The organism is Mycobacterium sp. 2YAF39, assembly GCF_052114565.1.
GTDB lineage: Bacteria > Actinomycetota > Actinomycetes > Mycobacteriales > Mycobacteriaceae > Mycobacterium.
Genome location: NZ_JBFREZ010000005.1, coordinates 306530 through 324468 on the forward strand (window position 1 = coordinate 306530; position 17939 = coordinate 324468).

Below are 17939 nucleotides of genomic sequence, written 5' to 3' on the forward strand. Positions count from 1 at the left end.
CCATTTCAATTAATGCAGCTGTTTGGCTGCATATTTAACATAGGCAGCTACGCGGCTGCGTGTCAATGGTCAGCGCCTCGGTTTCGCGGATCCGGCGGCCGGAACTTGTCGGACTCGGGTGCTTTGATGGGGTATGTCGTCGATCGCACCCAAAGAGCGTGTTGAGGTGTTGTTCGATGAGTTGGCGGAGTTGACCGGTCAGCGCAACGCCATCGACGGACGGATCGTGGAGATCGCCGCCGAGATGGAGCGCGACTCGCTGATCGGCATGACCGGAGCACGGTCGGTCGCGGCGCTGGTGGCGTGGAAGACCGGCTGCTCCCCGGCCAACGCTTCTGTCATCGCCGCCGTGGCACGCCGGCTGGAAGAGTTTCCGCGCTGCGCGGCCGGTCTGCGCGAAGGCCGACTGTCACTGGATCAGCTCGGCGTCCTCGCGACGCGGGCAGGCCACGGATCTGACGAGCACTACGTCGAATTGGCCACAGTCGCCACCGTCACCCAGCTGCGTACCGCGGTCAAACTCGAACCCCGCCCCGAACCCGAACCACGGTCTGAGCCGGTGCGGTCGATCACGAAAAACTCTGACGAGGAATCCACCACGTGGAAGATCACCCTTCCGCACGTGGACGCCGCCGTATTCGACGCCGCACTGCAGTCCCATTTGGACGCGTTGGTCGCCGACTGGAAACACGACCACGACACCGATGCCCGCTCCGATCAGGCGCCGCCGTTTCCCGCCACGATCGATGCGTTCCTGCGCCTGATCGAAGCCGGGTGGGATGCCGATGTGGCCCGGCGGCCCCACGGGCAGCGCACCACCGTCGTCGTGCACCTCGATGTTGAGCAACGCACCGGTTCGTTGCATCTGGGTCCGCTGCTCACCGACGCCGACCGCCAATACCTGTCCTGTGACGCCACGTGCGAAGTGTGGTTTCACCGCGACGGCCAGCTCATCGGCTCCGGCCGCACCACCCGCACCATCAACCGCCGACTCCGCCGCGCACTCGAACACCGCCACCGCACCTGCGCAGTCCCCGGCTGCGACACCACCCGCGGCCTGGACGCCCACCACATCCAGCACTGGGAAAACGGCGGACCCACCGAACTGGACAACCTGGTACTGCTCTGCGCCTACCACCACCGTTTGCATCACCGCGGTGTCATCACCATCACCGGACCCGCCACCCTTGTGAAGGTCACCGACAGCAGCGGTCGACCACTCAGCGCGGCATCGTTGGCGCGCCCACCAACACGACCCCCACCCGCCGTAGCGCCCTGCCGCGGACCGCTCGGCGAACGCGCCGACTGGTGGTGGTACCAGCCCTTCGAACCCCAACCACCACCAACCAACAACTAGGTGATTGCGCGGCCTAGCGGCTGAATTCTTGGAATCGGGCTACGGCCAGATCACGCTGGTCGAGATCGAATGCCTCCATGCGAGTGACGCGAGTTCCGTCGAACAAAATGAGGGTGATCGCCGGGAGCTCGATGCTCGTGGCTTCGACCGTCGTGCCCTTCACGACAACATGGGTGAGCACGCCGGCAGCCGAATAGGTGATCACCTCCGCGAGCTCAGTCCACATATCAGGGACCAGCTCGGCGAGGGCGCGGATGGAGCGCCAATGATCCTCGATCGTCTCAGGCTCTGCACCCACGAGTTGCCGGTGATTGACATAGGTGGCGCCGCTTTCCATTGCGGCCATGACTTCCCACGCGTGACGGTTGTAAGCCTCGTTCGACCGACACGCCGCCTCGATCACTTGGGGATGAGCGACCTCTCCACGAGCGATCCAGCGAGCTGTCAGCTCAGCCATCGCGGCGTCGATATCGTCGGGGTCGAAAAGAACTGCACTGTCAAGCAATTCATCGTCGGTCGTCTCGACAAGCAGTAACGCCGCAAGAGTTATCGGTCGGTCGGCCTCGGCGGCGTCGCGGAAGATGTGGCGAGTAAGCGCGAGGTGGCGCCCTCTGATGCCGACGTGTTCCGTCTCCAGTTGCCAGGTCATCGCTCGCTCAGGCTCGAACATCGCACCGACGAATTGCCGGTCTAGTGGACCCGCGTTTTGCAGCCCCTTACGCCGATCGTCGTAGTGAGCGTTTCCGGTCAGGGCTGCGAGATAGCCGTCCATATTCCGGCGATTGAACGTATTGACGACACGCGCATTCGCACGGGTCGCGGCGTTCTCGAGTAGCGATGTGGACACGGTCAGTTCGTCGAATCTGGCGAGCGCGGCATCGATGTCGGCGTCGTCGAACAATTCGCAGCGGTACACGCGGCCGCCTTCGACCATCAGAACTTGGAGCATCCGCCACTCTGCTTTGAAGCCCGCTTGCGATGTCCCGAAGGAAGCGTTCGTGATGACCGCGCCAGACCTGCTCAGTCGATGCACCGTCTCCGCGCAGACGTGCAGATCGGGTGTGAGCTCCTTGGAGGTGCGGATACTGGTGCTCAGGTCGCTGGACGCAAAAGGCGTTCCTCGCCGGTGATCGATGTTCACCCAGTTCGCCGAAGGAAGTTCGTCCCGATTGAACGCGGCGTACACCTCCACGATTGCCGACCAAGTATCTGCGTATGCAGCAGCCTCGCCCTCGAGATACCGAGCATCGAGTTCTTCGAATGCAGCATCGACGTCGTCGAGGTCGAACATGACCTGGGCTGTCATCCTCGCGTCGGCGTCGACCTCAGCTATTGCAAGATTTTCGACATAGAACGCCCCGGGTCGTCCTCCGTAACTCGACTCTGCGCGAACCAGAACAAGACGCTCCCCGCGGGTCGCGATCTCAATTGTCGCGAATTCTTGGATGCCCATGGTGGCGGCGGCCCGCATGTCTTCCAGCACGGAGTCACGACCGTATTTAATCCCTCCGTTCACGACTCGACGGCGATCCTCGTTGTATAGGTCGTCGGCCAGCAACGCAGCCAACGCCTCCCAGTCGCGGGCAGCGAAGGCCGCCCGCAAGCGCTGGCCCACCTTGCTCACCAACTTTTCCAATGGTGTTGCTGGACAGCTGAGTTCGTCGAACCTCGCAAGTGCGGCGTCGAGGTCTGCTTCTTCGTAGATTTCGCCGCGGTTGATCAGGTCGCCGTCGACAGTGATTACATCGATCGCTCGCCACTCAGCGTCGAAACCTTCCTTTGAGGTCCCTTTCGACCATCGGGTGAAGACAGCTCCCAGGTCGCTAAGCCGGTGTACGGCCTCGACGTGGAGCTGGAATTCCGGCGCGAGATCCCACGAGGCGCGGAGATACGCGATCCCGTGATCAGGCGCCATTGAGGTGACACGCCGATGGTCGATGTTCACCAGGTCGGAGGACGTCGGGGGAAGTTCGCCTCTCGTCATTCCGGCGTACGCCTGCGTGATGGCCGTCCATAAATTCGCGTGTGGCGCGGCCTCGCCGGCGATGAAACGGGACTCGAGCTTCTCGAAGGCGGCGTCGATGTCGTCGAGATCAAACGCGACGCCCGCTATGAACCGGTTATCGGCGTCGACTTCGACGATGTTCAGCAGCTCGGTGCCGAACGCCTGGGGCCACTGACCACCACCTGATACGCGGGATCGGCCGAGGGCGAGGCGATCTCCTCGGGTCGCAATGACGGAGTACTCGACGTTCTTCACGCCGACGCCTGTAATCGCCCGCATATTCGCGATCACGGCGTCTCGACCGCGTTGAATACCACCGTTCACCACGCGACGGCGATCATCATGACAAATCTCGTCGGCAATGGACCCCGCCACAGCCTCCCAATCACGAGCCGCCCAGAAAGCTATGTAACGCTGGTACATTCGGCTGGCCGCATTCTCCAGCCGCGGGACGTGGCGACTGAGTTCGTCGAACCTGGCGAGCGCGGCGTCGAGATCGTCCTCGTCGAATAGCTCGACCCGGCTGGGTATCTCACCGTCGATGATCTGAACGTTGATGGATCGCCACTCGGCTTCGAAGCCCTCGCGTGACGTACCGGTGGCGACCCAGGTCAGGACCGCTCCGACATCAGTGATTCGATGCACAGCCTCGATGCGGATATAGATGTCCGGCACCACGTCCCACCCGGCGAGGATGTTCGCCCTCAGATCGCCCGGCGCCATCTTGGTCACGTGACTGTGGTCGATGCTGATCACGTCCCGAGCCGATTCAGGTAGGTCGCGTCGGTTGATCCTGGCGAACGACTCTGCGATCACCGACCACGTGTGCGCGCAACCGGGGGCTAGGTGAGCGAGGTAGCGCGCGTCCAGTTCTTTGAAGGCTGCGTCCACATCATCAACGTCGAATGCGATGTATGCGACCATTCGCTCGTCAGCGTCGATTTCGACGACACCCAACTGCTCGACGTAGAAGCCCTGGGCGGTTGTGTCGCTGCCCGAGATTCGTGTATTGCTAAGCGCGACACGCTCGCCGCGAATAGCGATGAAGGTTGACGTGATCGTTGTGACACCGAGGGCAGCGGCCTCCCGATTGCTCGCCACTTGCGCATGTCGCCCGCGTGTGACGCCGGCACTCACCACCGTGCGACGATCGTCGCTGAAGAAGCCTTCGGAGAGTGTTTCCGCCAGTGCGTCCCAATCGCGAGCCGCGAAGTAGGCGTTGCGGCGCTGGGACAATCGACTTGCCGCGTTCACTGGCCGCTGCGCATGCAGACTGAGTTCGTCGAGCCTTGCGAGCGCGGCGTTGAGATCGTCCTCGTCGTACAGCTCGGTTCGGTTGATCATGTCGCCGCCGACCGTCACAACATCAATCTCACGCCACTCAGGGGCAAAGCCTGTTAACGACGATCCCCGCGTCGCGCTTGACACGACCGCACCCAAATCGTTCAGCCGATGGACGACCTCGACGCGGATCTTGTTGTCGGGCGTGTCATCCCACGAGGCGCTGACAAATGCGAGCAATTCTCCGGCTGCGAACGCGCCTCCCCCGCGTCGGCGGTCGAGACTAACGAAGTCGGGCGGGGTCGGCGGCAGCTCGTGGCGATTGAGTGTGGCGTAGCCCTCGGCGATGACTGACCACGTATGCGCATGCGCGGCCGCTTCCCCCGCCAGGTAACGCGCATCGAGTTCTTCGAATGCGGCGTCGATATCCCCCAGATCGAACATGACAAAGGCGATGATCCTGTTCCGGCCGTCCACCTCGCCGATGACGAGAGCGTCGGTCCGGAAGGCCTCAGGTCGTTTATCCCTGCCGTTGATCAGAACACGGTGCATTGCCAAGGAGTTTCCACGGGTCGCGATGACCGTCGACGTTACGCTTTTGACGCCGACATCGGCGGATGCCCGCATGTTTGCGAGTATGGCGTCGCGTCCGGAGAATCCGACTCCGACCACCCGACGTCGGTCGTCAAGGCAGATGTCGTCGGCAAAGATCTCCGCCATACCATCCCAGTCGCGAGCGCCGAAGACTTCCTGAAACTGCGTGATCATCCGACTTGCCGCGTTCTGATGCTGTAGTGCCGGAAGATTGAGGTCATCAAACGTTGCCAGCGCGTCGTCGAGGTCTGCCTCGTCGAAGACTTCGCATCGGTCGACGAGAGTACCTTCGAACATGAAGAGATTGACCACTCGCCACTCGGCACTGAATCCGTCACGCGAGGTCGCGTGAGCCGCGAGGGTGATGACAGCCCCGGAACTGCTGAGTCTCTGTACCGCCTCAACATATAGCGTGGTCTGTTGCGAGAGATGCCACGTGGCACGCATGTACGCAGTCAGCTCGCCTGGAGCGAACGCCGCTCCGTGACGGTGATCTATGGTCACCGCGTTCGATGTTCCAGCCGGAATTTCACGCCTGCTGAATGCCTTCGTGGTCTGTATGACAGCCGACCAAGCTTGTGCATGCGACGCCGCCTCGCCCGCGAGGTAGCGAGCGTCGAGCTCCTCGAACGCGGCGCCGACGTTGTCAGCATCGAATGCGATACGTCGCGTGATCTTGTTGTCGGCGTTGATCTCAACGAGGTCAACTATTTCGGTGTGGAACGCTTCGGGACCCTGGTTGTGACCGGAGAAGCGGGTCCGAAGGAGGGCGAGGTGCTGCCCGCGGGTGGCAACGACGATTGATTTCGCGTACTTAACACCCAGGTCGACGACGGCCCGCATGTTCGCGATCTCGGCATCCCGCCCGTGCCGCATCCCGGCGCCTACGACCCGCCGACGGTCATCGTTGTACATGTCCTCGGCCACGATCGCCGCCATGCCAGCCCAGTCGCGGGCCACGAAACAGGCGTCGAAACGGTTGTTTACTTGGCTCGCCGCGTTTTCCAACGCCGGTATCGGCCGACTGAGTTCGTCGAATCGGGCCAGCGCGGTGTCGAGGTCTGCGTGGTCGAAAAGTTCGGTGCGCGTAACGAGCTCACCGTCGACGGTCGCCAGATTGATCTCTCGCCACTCGGCGTCGAAGCCCTCATGTGTTCGTCCGCGCGTAACGCTGCAAACGAGCGCTCCGAAGTCGCTCACCCGATACACGGTCTCGATGTAAACGGAGACGTTGGAAGCGACGTCCCACAGAGAACGAATGTATGCCGCCAGCTCGCCGGGCTCGAAAGACGTTGATAGACGATGATCGATGGTCACCCAATCCGGTGATGTTGCGGGGATCTCGCGCCGATTGAGCGCAGCGAAACCGTGTGTGATGATCGACCACGTGTGCGCATGCGCGGCCGCTTCACCGTCGAGATACCGCTTGTCGAGTTCCTCAAAAGCCGCTTCGATGTCGTCGGGGTCGAACATCACGATCGCTGCGACCTGATCGTCGCGGACTACCTGGACAAGGTGGAGGATCTCGATTTGAAACGACTCGGGGTCAGCGCCGAATGCTCGCAAACGCGTGAGGATGAGGTGCTCGCCCCGCGCCGCAATGGCGGTCGATGTCGTTGTCATGACCCCGAGGTCGGCGATGGCTCGTGAGTCGGCGATCGCGGCTTCGCGACCGTGGCGGACACCGGCATTCACCACGTGGCGACGATCATCTACGACAATGTCGTCGGTCATCGTCTGCGCCATCGCATCCCAGTCGTGCGCAGCGAGGTGCGTCAAGAGCCTTTCATGCGCCTTGCTTGCCGCATTCTCTAACCGCTGCGCCGGCTGACTCAGTTCGTCGAATTTGGCGAGTGCCGCGTCGAGGTCTGCCTCGTCGAACATCTCGCTGCGATTGATCCGGTCACCTTCGATCGTCGACAGGGTGATTTCTCGCCACTCACCCTCGAACCCCTGATGCGAGGTTGCTTTTGCCACATGGGTGACGACTGCGCCGAAGCTGGTCAGCCGGTGGACGGCCTCAATATAAATTGAGGCATCCGGCGTCTGATCCCACATTGCATGGAGATACGGGGACAGTTCGCCGGGCGCGAACGCTGCCGCGCGCCGGTGATCGATGTTCACCGCATCCGGTGTCCACGCGGGGATCTCGTGTCTCTCGACTGCGGCGTAGCCCTGCAGGATGACTGACCACGTGTGCGCGTAAGGGGCCGCTTCGCCTGCCAGGTAACGCGTGTCGAGCTCCGCGATGGCGGCCTCGATGTCTTCGGGATCGAACGCGATCTCGGCCACGATCCGGCCATCGGCCCCACTTTCGACGACGTCGATGGTCTCGGTGTCCAGCCCGGGCCAATTGGGCGCGGTGAAAGAGTGGCGCGCAAGAACTAGACGCTCTCCACGGAGAGCGACGGCGATCGATGTGATATTCGTGCAACCGATCTCGGCCATGGCTTGCATATTCGCGATCTCGGCATCGCGACCGCTTCGGGCGCCGGCGTTCACCACGCGGCGACGGTCGTCGGTCGACACATGCTCTGCCAGGGCGTCGGCCATGACGTCCCAGTCGCGGGTCGCGAAGTGCGCAAGATATCGATCGACTACGCGGTTTGTCGCGTTGTCGAGTCGCGGCGCCGGTCGACTGAGTTCGTCGAACCTAGCAAGCGCGGCGTCGAGGTCTGCCTCGTCGAAGAGCTCTGCACGGCTAATAAGTTCACCGTCGACGGTGAAGATGTCGATCATCCGCCACTGCGCGTCGAAACCCTCATGCGAGGTCCCATACGCGGTATGGGTGACGACCGCCCCGAGACTGCTCAACCGATGCACGGCCTCGATGTAGGTGACGACGTCCGGCGTGAGCCGCCACGTCTCATGGAGATACGCGGCCCAATCGCCCGCCACAAATGGCTGGAGCGACCGGTGGTCGACTCGGACCCAGTCCTTCGTCATCGTGGGAACTTCGCGCCGATTGAGCGCGGCGAATGCGCGCGTGAGAACCGACCACACACGCGCGTGCGGCGCCGCCTCCCCCGAGGCGTACCGGGCATCGACTTCCGCGATCGCGGCATCGAGGTCGTCGAGGTCGAATGCGAGGAACGTCGCGATCTGTTGTCGCGAATCAATCTCGACCATGTGAAGCACTTCGGTATGGAAAGCATCGGGCAACTCACCCCTTCCCCAGAAGCGGGCGCGCATCAGAGCGAGCCGTTGCCCGCGGATCGCAATGACGGTCGACGTCGCGTTCCTGACCCCCAGGTCGGCAGTGACCTGGGCGTGATCGATCGCGGCATTACGCCCGGGCTGACCCCCCGCTCCCACGAACCGACGACGATCGTCTGTATAGAAATCCTCGGCCATAGTTGTGGCCAAGGCCTCCCAGTCGCCAGTCGTGTAATACGTGTTGAAGCGTTGGTATTCGCGGCTTGCCGCGTTTTCCAGCTGCGGCGCTGGGCGGCTGAGTTCGTCGAACCTAGCGAGAGCGGCGTCGAGGTCCGCCTCGTCGAACATCTCGTTTCGGGTCATGAGGTCGCCGTCGACCGTTTGAAGTAGGATCGTCCTCCACTCGGCCTCAAAGCCCTCTTGTGACGTCCCATAAGACGAACAAGTCACGACCGCACCAAGATTGCCGAGCCGATGCACGTTCTGCACGTAGGCGCGCAGGTTCGGCGTGATGCCCTTCGTGTTGGCGGCGGTCAGGTCGCCGGGCGCGAACCGTGCAACCCGGCGGTGGTCGATGTTCACCACGCTGGAAGGGTCGTGCTCTTGGCGGTTGAACTCGGCATAGGTTCTGGCAATAACCGACCACGGATGTGCGAAGACGGCCGCTTCTCCTCCGAGATAGCGAGTTTCGAGTTCGGCGATGGCCTGGTCCATATCATCGAGGTCGAACGCGACGTACGCCACGATCTGCCCGTTCGCGTCGACCTGTGCGATGCGGAGCACCTCGGTGTGGAACGCATCGGGTCGCTGATCTCTGCCCGTATGGCCCGAATAGAGGGTCCGAACAAGCGCGAGGCGCTCGCCCCTAACCGCGATAACCTCGGAAGTCATCGATCTGGTCCCGAGGTCGGCAATCGCACGCACCTCCGCGAGCTCGGTGGCGCGGTCGGTGCCCACCCGGTGAAGTCCGCGGCGCCTGTCTTCGACCCGGAGGTCGTCGACAAGCAGCGCGCCGATCTCATCGAAGCGGCTGTCCGCAAAGAGCGCATTGAACTGAGCATCGGCCCGGCTCGCGGCGTTCTCCAGCTGCGGGGCCGGGCGGCTCAACGCCTCGAATTTCGTTATGGCGGAATCGATATCGGCTTCGTCGAACAGCTCGCAGCGACTGACCTTGTCGCCGTCGATCATAAGCAGGTTGAGTATCCGCCACTCGGCATCGAAGCCATCCGGCGATGTTCCACCAGAGACCTGGGTAAAAAGCGCTCCGCGATCGTGCAGCAGATGCACTGACTCAACGTAATTGCTGAGGTTTGGTGTGAGTTCGTTGAGCGTGGCGACTATTGCCCTGAGGTCGCTATGCGCGAGCGGTGTCCCTGCCCGGTGATCGATATTCACCCAGTCTGGCGTTGCAGGCGGTATCTCGTGACGACCAAGCGCAGCGAAGACGCCAACGACGACCGACCATGCGTGCGCGTACGGTGCCGCTTCGCCCGCGAGGAAGCGGACATCGAGCTCGGCCATTGCGGCGTCGATGTCTTCGAGGTCGAAAAACACCTGCAGCGAGATCCGATACTCCTCATCGATGCCGTACAGCTGGAGATAAACGTCGTTGGGTGCACCGGAGCTCTCGTCGGGGGTGCCAAGCGTCACGCGGGCGAGGGCCAAGCGTTCGCCGCGCACCGCTATAACCTCTTGACTACCTCGTACAGCGCCCGCCTCGAGAGCGCGCCTGTTCACATGCGGCCACTCCGTCGACACGAGGTCGGCCTGCCTGAAGCCGACCATCTTTCGGTGGCTCTCGACGGTTGTCTCGACTGCATAAAGCCCCTCGAACTCATCCCAGAGATCGCTATTTGCCGCCGCCAGCACCCGGTTGCCGACGCGCACGCACTCGTTCTCCAGTGGCGTTTGAGACAGCTGTTCCTCGAGCCGAACGTACTCTGCGTCGAGTTCGGCCATCGCGGCATCCAAGTCGTCGATGTCGAAGTGAATATGCAGCGCGAGTCGGCCCGTCTCGTCGAGGCCGTACAGCTGGAGCAACGCATCCCGTGGTGCACCGGGGCTCTGATCCTTCGGCCCTACTTCCAACGAGGTGAGAGCCAGCCGCTCACCCCGCGCCGCGACAACAGTGTGGCGGTAACGCATTTGCGCGAGCGCTTCACGGTAATGCTTTGCCCCGTCCAGCCATTCACTCTGAGAATTGTCGAATCGATCGATACCGACAATCTTCCGGCGACTCTCAACGCTGACGACCGGTGCAATGCACTGCGCTACCTCATCCCAATCATCGCGGTCGTAGGCGGCATCAAGGCGGCTGATCACCCGTACACATGCGGTGTCCAGCTCGAGCCGCACGTGCTGAGCGTCCATCTCGGCGATCGCGGCGTCCACATCCTCGACGTCGAACCAGATCTGCAGCGCGATCCGGCCCTCCTCATCGAGGCCGACAAGTTGCAGCATCTCATCCTGCGGCGCCCCTGGGCTTGTGTCAGCGGTGCCGACCCCCAACCTGGTGAGGGCCAAACGCTCACCCCGCACTGCGACGACCTCACGCCGGGCACTTCTAGCACCCATCCCGCGACCGAAATCTCTGGCCTGGCTTGCGAATTCGCTAGGTCGATAAGCGATCCGCCCAAAGCCCACTATCTTGCGGCGACTCTCGATCGAACCTTCGGAGGCATACTCTTGCTCCAACTCGTCCCGGGCCATGTTCAGGACGGCCGCGTCTACGCGGCGAAGCACTCGTACACACTCGTTGTCCGGCTCGACGGTTGCCGCGACCGATACAGCCGGTACGGACGGGCCGCCTTGCCCGAGCACGCTGCGCGCCATTTCAGCAAGTGCCGCGGCACCTTTCCGTTCGTACAGCTCGACCGCCTGCTCGGCTGCAGCCCACGCCGCTGCACTGTCGCCGGCGGCGCCCAACACAACGGCCAATGTCAGACAGGCATCACCGTGATCGACCAAAAGGTCGGTGCGCTCTGCGACAGCGACGCCCTCCTCGGCGACCCGCCTGGCCTCGTCGTAAGCTCCCCCGCGCGCCAGCAGCTGCGCCCGCGCCGATCGCCACGCGATCGACGCCTTCAACGCGTGCCCGGCGAGACGCTCACTCTCCGTGCACAACTCATCGGCCTCGGTATCCCGGTCGAGCGCAAGACATGCCCGGGCCATTAGCGCGGCAGTCTCCGCGGTATCGGCATCCAGACCCATGCGGCGAAAGCCGTTGTACGCCCGCCGCAAATGCGCCTCGGCGGCGCCGGGATCGCCGGCGACCAACTCGACGATGCCCGCAAACTGCTCAACTTCGAGTAACGCGTGGCGCATACCGAGTTCGGTGAGCGAACGTCGCGCGGAGTCGATCAGGGCACGGCCCGCGGCAGCGCGGCCACGCAAGGCATCCAGCACGCCCTGGCATCTCGTCGACGTCGCCTCGACGACCGGCGACCCTGTGGTGATGCGAAGTAGCCGAACGACATCCAGACACCGCCCGCCTGCGCGAGGTACCGGATTGGGGCCCCACAATGCCGCAAGCGGTGCGCCGGCCAGCACGGCGTTCACCCGGCGATGTTCATGCGCGCGCCGCGCCGCCGTGAGCGCCTGGTCCAGAGCGGTCTCGGCATCACCGATTCGTCCGAGACGGGCCAGACACGCGGCCCGAACCGTATGAGCGTTGGCCTCCCCCGCAGCGTCCTCCAGTCCGGCCAGCTGTTCGGCGGCCGCACCCACCGCGGACTCGATTTCGTCCAACCGCTCGGGGTTGGTCAGCATCGAAAGCTGCCCATCGAAACATGTACCCCAGGCCGTCAAACGCACAGAATCGCCCGCAGCCCTTTGCAATTGCGACACCGCGCCCGCCGCCGAAACCACATCGCCTGCCGCCAGCAGCGCCTCGCATCGCGCGACCAATAGCTCAGCCTGCTGAGCGTCGCGATCGGACAGCTCCTCGTCGAGCTCCTCCAGCGCGTGCAACGCCCTGTCGTACAGGTCGGCCGCACCTTCGTACGCGAGGCGTTCAATCGCCTGGTCCGCCGCGCGCCGGCAGTACTCAACTGCCTTGGCCGCGTTGCCCGCCCACGCACATTCGAAGTAGTGGTAGGCCAGTTCGGCCAGGAGTTCGTCGTCGGCGCCCGACTCGGTTTCGAGCGTCACGGCGATCTTCTGATGCAGCCGCATCCGACGCACCGAGGCAAGCTCGGCGAGCAGAGACTGACGGACGATGGCGTGGTTGAACCGATATCGACCGCCCGGCTCTTCGATGACGATGCCCGCCTTGCTCGCTTCGTCGAATGCGTCGATCAGATCATCGCCGACCACACTCTCGACCAGCGCCAGCGGGAAACGGCTGCCGACGACCGCGGCCGCTGCCAGGGCTTTGTTCGTCTCCGCCGGAAGCCGAGACAGCCTGCGGCTCACCGCTTCCCGAACCCCCTGTGGCAGGGTGCTCGAGTCCCAGCGGCCGCCGCTTTCGTCGACGTGACGCAGTGCCTCGATGAGGAAGAACGGATTGCCGCCGGTGACGGACGCCAGGGCCCGGGCCAACTCCTCGTCGTCGTAACCGGCTTCGGCGACATATGCGGTGACGTCGTCCTCATCGAGGCCACTCAATGAAAGGCGAGTGGCCGTGCCGTCGCGGTGAAGGTCGGCGAGCATGGCCGCCAGCGGGTGGGAACGGTCGAGGTCGGTGTTTCGGTATGTGCCGACGATCTGTACACGGGCGTGCTCACCGAAGCGCAGCAGGTGTCGTAACAGCAGCAACGTGGGCTTGGCCGCCCAGTGAAGGTCGTCCAGGATCAGGACGACGGGCGCACTACTCGAGGCGGCCGCCAGCAGCGCGACCACGGCATCGAACAATGCGTAGCGTTCGGTGTCCGGATCCGAGCGCGAAGGCGTCGGAAGGTCAGGGACCACCTCGGTGAGACCCGGAACCAATGCCAGCAGAGCCTCGACGCCGCGAAGGCCGCGCAGCCGGTTGGCACCGAGGCACGGCACCAACGAGCGCAAGGCCTCCGCGAACGGCTGATACGCCGCACCCAGGTCCTCGTCGCACCGGCCATAGAGGACCACGGCGCCTTGCTCATAGGCCTGACGGGACCATTCGCCTGCCAGGCGTGTCTTGCCCACGCCGGGTTCACCGGCGACCAACACCGCGCGCGCACCAGCCGCGAGCGTCGACTGCCATGCGGCCAGAAGTCCCGCGAGTTCGGTGCCGCGCCCGACGAACGGACCCGGGCCGGTCAGCACGGCAGGCAGGGCGGGCCGCTGGATCGGCGCCTCGGTCGGTTGCGCGGGGGAATCGTCGGCTGCCTCCAAGCGGAGTTCGAATACATGCTCGGGACGGGCCAGGTTCTTCAGGTTGCGCATACCGAGATCGGCCAGGATGACATCGTCCGAGAGGGAGTCGATGACGAGTTCGGCTGTCGCGCCCGAGCACAGGATCTGCCCGCCGTCGGCCAGGGAACGCAGGCGCGCGGCGCGGTTGACCGCCCGGCCGAAGTAGTCGCCGTCGCGCAGCTCGACCTCACCGGTATGCAAGGCCACCCGGATGCGCATCGGGTCGGCCAACGCCCACGGTTCGTGACGGATCGCTTCCTGCAGCTCGATGGCGGCCGCAGCCGCCGCTGACGGCCGGTCGAAGACCGAGAAGGTGGCGTCACCCTCGCCGCGCGTCTTGACGAGCCGCCCGCCACGCGACGTGACGACCTGTTCGACGATCTCGTCATGGCGGGCCAGCGCCACCGCCATCGCGTCGGCGTCTGCCTCCCACGCGGCGGTCGAGCCCTCGATGTCGGTGAGCAGGAAGGTCACTGCCTTGGTGACCGTCGAAAGTTGTTGTGATACCGGTATTTCCAGCGCGGCATCCTGGGAGACGATCGCGGCCTCCAGCCGGCGAAGGTTTGGCCCCGGGTCGACGCCCAGCTCATCGGCGAGCAGCGACCGCGCACGTTGGTACGCGCCGAGCGCTTCGCCCTGCCTGCCCGCGCGGTAAAGCGCGAGCATCAGCTGCCCCCAGCGCCTCTCGCGCAGCGGCGCATCGGCGATCGCAGCCTCCAACTCGCCGACGATCTCGGCCGCGCGGCCCGTCGCAAGCAGCGCATCGGCGCGGTCCTCGACCAATGCGGCGTGCCCCTCGATCCATCGCGTCTTCTCCGATGCCGCACGCGGGCCGTCCGGAAGTTCGGGAATGCCCCGCCACAGCGACAGCGCCTCGTCGAAACGCGCCACCGCCTGGCTGGCGTCCCCGGCCGCGATCGCGTCGCGGCCCAGCCTGGCGGCCACCTTGTAGCGGGCGGCGTCGATGTCCGTCGTGCTCAGGGTCCAGCCCGTCCCCTCCGTCAGGACGAAGCCGTCACCGAGGGCGCGACGCAGAGACGAGATGTGGGTCTGCAGCGCCTTGACGGCGGTGCGCGGCGGACGGGCGCCCCAAAGCAGCTCGGCAAGAGTGTCGGCGGAGACGACCGAACCGCCATTGAGGCCGAGCATCGTCAGGACGGCCCGAGGTTTGGCGCCAGGGACTGCGACCGGCAGGCCGTGCTGCCGGACCTGCAGAGGACCCAAAACCCCCAGCTCCACGGATGAAAGCGTAATCACGGAACCATCGTCAGGTCGGGGATTCAATGCACGGTCAAGGTTTAGTAAAGACGCCTCCGCGGGTGTGGCAGGCTCGGGTTGTGGAGCTGCCACAGCCCGACCCGGACACCCCACACCTCGCCGACGTCGTCCCGTCGGTCCTTGCGGCGATGGGGGTAGCGGGATTCGACGGCAGCATCCCGCTGCGGGACGACGTCGCCGGTGCGTGTGTGCTGCTCATCGACGGGCTCGGCGCCGAGCTACTCGATACCTACGCGGCCGACGCGCCGGTGATGGCCGGCCTGCGGGGCCGTACCTTGCAGGTCGGATTCCCGTCCACCACCGCCGCCGGGCTCGCCGCATTGGGCACCGGCTGCCGGTCCGGCGAGCACGGGCTGGTCGGCTACTCCTTCCGCCTTCCGGACGTCGGTGTCTTCAACACTTTGCGGTGGACCATGCACCCATGGGGCGCCGACCTCCGCGAAACCGCGCCACCCGAGGAGGTCCAGCCCATGCCGACGACCTTCGAACGGGCTTCCGCCGCGGGGGCAGCGGTGAGCGTCATCTCCGGCGCCGAATTCACCGGGTCCGGGCTGACCCGTGCGGTCTTGCGGGGCGGGCGGTATGTCGGCGTGCATGCGCTGGGCGATCTGGCTGCACGCGTGCAGGAGGCCGTCGTCGACGGTGGATTCTGCTACGGCTACCACAGCCAGCTCGACATGCTGGGCCACTTGTACGGGCCCGGATCGCCCGCGTGGCGGATGCAGCTGCGCCAAGTCGACCACCTCGTCGAATCGGTCGTCGAGGGCCTGCCGCCCGGTGGGCTGCTTGCGGTGGTGGCCGACCACGGGATGGTGTCCGTGGATACCGCAGACGCGATCGACATCGACAGCGACGGCGCGCTCACCGAGGGTGTGACGGACATCGGGGGCGAGCCGCGGGCCCGACATATATATGTAGCCCAGGGAGCAGCCAACGACGTTTTGACCACCTGGCAGGAGACGCTCGCGCAACGCGCGTGGGTGGTCTCGCGCGACGAGGCAATCGACGCGGGGTGGTTCGGCGAGCGAGTCAGCCAGGCGACGCGGGGCAGGATCGGCGGCGTGGTGGCTGCCGCCCGGGACTCAACAGCTTTGCTGAGACGGACGGTCGAGCCGCTCGAGTCTTCGTTGATCGGACACCATGGATCGCTGACAACCGCGGAACAGAGCGTCCCACTCCTACTCGCCTACGGATGAGCGATGGCCCACGACATACTCACTGAGTGGTAACTAGTTGGCGCACAACCCTTTTCGGACAAAACATCGCTTTTGCTGAGACCGCAGAACCCGAATAGTCGCCCCGGCCAAGCCAAATCGTTATCTACACCAGCGTCACCAGCAAACAATCACGCGAATATGCGCTTTTCTGGCCGAAATTCAGTGGCCCAGACCATGTGATTTGGACATTGTGAACGGAGTCACAGCATTTCCCGTGAACGTGGTCACAGATGTTGGCGGGCCCCAAAAAGCTCTGTTAGCGTCCGAGCTCATGTTTGCTGTCGCAGCGCTTTTGACGCTTGTCAACTCTGTCTCAGGCACGCCGTACGTCACCGGTGGTGATTCACCGGCCGGTACGGACTGCTCCGGTCTGGTCTCCTGGGTGACCAACGCGGCGACCGGCCGCCCCATTTACGGGGACCGGTTCCACACCGGGAACATCGAGCAGGCACTGCTTGCCCGTGGATTCCAGTACGGCTCGCAGCCGGGCGCCCTCAATGTCGGCTGGAACGGCGGCCACACCGCCGCGACGCTGCCCGACGGCACTCCGGTGTCGTCCGGCGAAGGCGGTGGCGTGCAGGTCGGTGGCGGCGGCGCATACCAGTCGCAGTTCACCAACCACATGTTCCTGCCGATGCCTGCCGACCAGGTGCCGCCGCCTCCCGGCGCCCCGGTCGTGCTCGTCGGCCAGCAGGGCCCGATGCCTCCGGCCCCGCCGATGGCACCGCCACCTCCCCCGCCGCCCGCACCGCTGATGGCACCGCCACCCGGGATGGACCCGATGTTGGCGCCGCCCCCTCCGCCTGCCCCGCCGATGGCCCCACCGCCGATGGCCCCTCCGCCGCCCGCCCCGCCGATGGCTCCTCCGCCTGCACCGGGAATGCCGCCGGCTCCGATGCCGCCGGTCTGACACCACGGGAGCGCCGGATAATCTCTGCGGCGTGATCGTTGTGCTGCCGCCGTCGGAGACCAAGCACCCCGGCGGCAACGGGCCACCCCTGCGCCTGGAAGCGCTGTCCCACCCCGAGCTCATGCCATTGCGCACCGCACTGGTCGACGAGCTGGTCCAACTGGCCGCCGACACGTCGGCGTGCATGCGTGCGCTCGGGCTCTCGGCCTCGCAACAGGTCGAGGTCGAACGCAATGCCATGCTGCGCACCGCGCCGACCCTGCCTGCGATCAACCGGTACACCGGTGTGCTGTACGACGCGCTCGACGTCGAATCGCTCAAAGGCGCCGCCGCGGGCCGTGCACATGCGCGGCTTGCGGTCGGCTCGGCGCTCTTCGGTTTCCTTCGCGCCGACGATTCGATTCCCGCGTACCGGCTCTCCGCGACGTCGAAGTTGCCCGGACAACCCGCGTTGGCGACACGCTGGCGCCCACTTCTGGAGCCGATGCTGGCCCTGATGACCGGCGAACAGCTGGTGGTCGACCTTCGATCGGGCTCGTACGCGGCCCTCGGCAAGCTGCCCGACGCCGTTCACGTAGATGTCGTCTCGGAGCGCTCCGACGGTCAGCGCACCGTCGTCAGTCATTTCAACAAGGCTCACAAAGGGCGACTGGCCCGCGTCCTGGCGTCCACCCGATCCGAGCCCGACGACGCCGGTGCGGTCGCCACGATCGCGCGGCGCGCGGGAATGCATGTCGAACGCGACGGCAGCCTGCTAACGGTCGTGGTGCCTGCCTGAGTCGTCGAACACCTTTTCCGCCAACGCGAATC

General features: G+C 64.7%; 5 protein-coding genes. 4 read left to right on the forward strand and 1 reads right to left on the reverse strand.

The features are described 5' to 3' along the window. Nucleotides 1–133: 133 nt before the first annotated feature. Nucleotides 134–1357: an HNH endonuclease signature motif containing protein gene (locus tag AB4Z42_RS16900; RefSeq protein WP_442010340.1), complete on the forward strand. Its 1224-nt coding sequence runs from the start codon at nucleotides 134–136 to the stop codon at nucleotides 1355–1357. Nucleotides 1358–1370: 13 nt separating this feature from the next. Here the strand turns inward: AB4Z42_RS16900 and AB4Z42_RS16905 are convergent, their stop codons facing one another. Next, nucleotides 1371–14963, reverse strand: coding sequence for a BTAD domain-containing putative transcriptional regulator (locus tag AB4Z42_RS16905; RefSeq protein ID WP_442010341.1), 13593 nt, complete (start codon nucleotides 14961–14963; stop codon nucleotides 1371–1373). Between the two features lie 98 nt (nucleotides 14964–15061). Here AB4Z42_RS16905 and AB4Z42_RS16910 point away from each other — a divergent pair, with 98 nt between their 5' ends. The 3 genes from AB4Z42_RS16910 to yaaA all read left to right on the forward strand — a co-directional run bounded on the left by AB4Z42_RS16910 (nucleotide 15062) and on the right by yaaA (nucleotide 17907). Further along, nucleotides 15062–16198, forward strand: coding sequence for an alkaline phosphatase family protein (locus AB4Z42_RS16910; RefSeq protein ID WP_442010342.1), 1137 nt, complete (start codon nucleotides 15062–15064; stop codon nucleotides 16196–16198). 292 nt (nucleotides 16199–16490) lie between these two features. Next, nucleotides 16491–17129, forward strand: a complete 639-nt coding sequence (locus tag AB4Z42_RS16915) for an NlpC/P60 family protein (RefSeq protein ID WP_442010343.1) — start codon at nucleotides 16491–16493, stop codon at nucleotides 17127–17129. A 31-nt stretch (nucleotides 17130–17160) separates the two neighbouring features. Next, nucleotides 17161–17907: a peroxide stress protein YaaA gene (yaaA, locus tag AB4Z42_RS16920; protein WP_442010344.1), complete on the forward strand. Its 747-nt coding sequence runs from the start codon at nucleotides 17161–17163 to the stop codon at nucleotides 17905–17907. The last annotated feature ends 32 nt before the right edge of the window (nucleotides 17908–17939 follow it).